Annotated in this window: 3 protein-coding genes; all 3 read left to right on the top strand. The window is 32.6% G+C overall.

The genetic code is table 11. The features are described from left to right. Window positions 1–618: formylglycine-generating enzyme family protein (locus AC1DTM_RS22495; protein ID WP_477000922.1), on the top strand; the 618-nt coding region annotated here is incomplete at its 5' end. An 84-nt stretch (window positions 619–702) separates the two neighbouring features. Further along, on the top strand, window positions 703–1,905 hold the full coding sequence (locus AC1DTM_RS22490; protein WP_477000921.1) for a macrolide family glycosyltransferase: 1,203 nt from the start codon (window positions 703–705) through the stop codon (window positions 1,903–1,905). 327 nt (window positions 1,906–2,232) lie between these two features. Continuing rightward, window positions 2,233–2,553, top strand: a 321-nt coding sequence (locus AC1DTM_RS22485) for an ABC transporter transmembrane domain-containing protein (protein ID WP_477000920.1), incomplete at its 3' end; no start/stop codon positions are given.

Below are 2,553 nucleotides of genomic sequence, written 5' to 3'. Positions count from 1 at the left end.
GTATTAAGAGATGATCGAATAAAAAAAGAATGGAAAGTTCAAGTTAAACCATTTCTTCTTGCAAAATATGCTGTAACGATGGAATTATATGATGCTATTACGAATAATACACCAAATATATTCAGAGATAATAATAAACCAGTTGTAAGTATCTCATGGAATGATGCGATTGTGTTTTGTAATTTACTTTCAAAAAAAGCGGGATTAAAAGAGTATTATTCTATTAGTGATAGCGGTCAAATTGTTAGTTGTAATTTAGATTCCAATGGCTACCGATTACCTTCTGAAGCAGAGTGGCAATATGCGTGTAAGGCAGGAACTACTGGATACATATATGGAAAGCTTAAAGAGATTGCTTGGTATAATGAAAATTCAGATGGACATATTCATGAGGTCGGGGGAAAAGAACCGAATGCATGGGGATTATATGATATGTTAGGGAACGTTTGGGAATGGTGTTACGATTTGTATGATGAAAAGGTGTATGGATCGTACCGAATTTTCCGGGGTGGTAGCTGGGCTGAAGGAGCGAGAGGGTGCGGTGCTACTTGTCGCCGCCGTAGCCATCCTACATTTCATATAGATGATCTTGGTTTTAGGCTTGCTAGGTCCATTTAGAAGGAGAATAAAAGATAGGAGTACGGAAAGTGTCTGTACTCCTAATGACAACATAGAAATCATTTAACCTAAGGAGTGTTTACATTGGCACGTGTTTTATTCATTAACGCTGGATCAGAAGGTCATATTAATCCAACCATTAAAGTTGTAGAAGAACTAATTTCCCGCGGTGAAGAGGTAGTTTATTTTTCAATAGAAGCTTTCAGGGAGCGTATTGAAAAAACAGGGGCTACTGTACGAACAATTGACGACCAAAAGTTTATAAAAGCTTTTCTTTCCGGTGGTCGAAATTATTTACCAGAAAGAATAAATGGTCTTTTACATACAGCAGATGTTATTATACCGAGTGTTCTTGAACAAATTGAAGGAGAACATTTTGATTACATCATTCACGATTCTATGTTTGGCTGTGGACATCTAATTGCTCAAATTCTTAAGCTGCCAGCAATTAATTMATGTACATCTTTTGCGCAGGATGAAAAATCATTTACAAGAATGTTAGAACATCTTTCGAAAAATATATCAGAGGAATCTATTGAAAAAATTAAAAATGATTATCAAAACTTAACGATAGGAATTAAAGAAAAATATGGTGTTGAAATTAAATCACCTTATGAAGTTTTCTGTAATCCTGCACCACTTACAATTGTTTATACAACTAGGGAGTTCCAACCTTTTGGAGAAGCTTTTGATGAATCATATAAATTTGTAGGACCATCTCTTTCTACACAATTAAGAAAAGAAAACTTCGATTTTACTGCAATCGAAGGGGAAAGTCCCATTTATATTTCACTAGGTACGGTTTTTAACGAGGCCATTACTTTCTATAAACTTTGTTTTAAAGCGTTTGAGAATACCGATTATACTATTGTTATGTCTATCGGTGAAAAGACTAAAATAAGTGATTTAGGTGAGATTCCTAAAAACTTCATTGTGAAAAATTATGTTCCACAAACTAAGGTGCTTACATATACAAAATTATTTATTACACACGGTGGGATGAATAGTATGCATGAAGGACTTTATAATGGGGTGCCACTAATTGTAATTCCGCAAAGTGCGGATCAGCCAGTAATTGCAAGGCAAGTTGAGAATCTCGGAGCAGGAGTTACATTACAAATGCAAGGATTAGTGGAGAGTCAACTACGTGAAAGTGTAGATTTTGTGTTAGGTGATATATCATTTAAAGAAGCTGCTTTGAATATGAAGGAATCTTTCCGAAAGTCAGGTGGGTATGAGAAAGCTGTTGATGAGATTTTTAAAAATAAAAGTCAATACAACATCTAATTAAAAACCTAGTTGTATAAAAAAGCGTCTATATTACATGATATAGGCTTTTTTTGTTAGTATACATATTAACAGTTTCGTGTCATATAAAGTGGGGAATTCCACCCATCCTTAAGTTGATGGATGGGTGGGTGGTGCTATCCATTTATATCACCCCTTTTTAAAAACATAAAACGAATGTCCCTAATATTAATATATGAAGTTAATTTTTTGTGTTTGTTCCATATTTCGCTTTATAATGATAAAATGGTATTTTGTGGTTATTAAAATCGTATCGCCCTATTAAAGAGCTATTTAAATTAATCGATATAAAGGAGTAATTAGAATATGGAAGAGAAAAATAATTTTTCAATTAAGAAAATGTGGAAGATAACTAACCCTTCTAAAATTCATTTTATCTCAGGATTAGTATTATCTATTGTTTCAAGTGCAATTTCATTGATAATACCTTTATTAATAAAAGATATAATGGATGAACTTTCAAAAGGCATATCTTTTAGTTTAATAAGTCAAATTTCTATTTTGTTAATTTTGGAAATAATTTTTTCAGCTTTTTCTCTTTATTTATTATCTAAAGTTGGGGAAGAAATAGTGAAAAACTTGCGTGATAAACTCTGGGATAAGTTATTAAAATTACCTGTAAAATAT

The sequence above is a fragment of the Bacillus sp. P4_D3 genome (genome assembly GCF_056401855.1).
The sequence above is the reverse complement of the archived record's forward strand: the minus strand, read 5'-3'. Positions and strand labels throughout refer to the sequence as shown.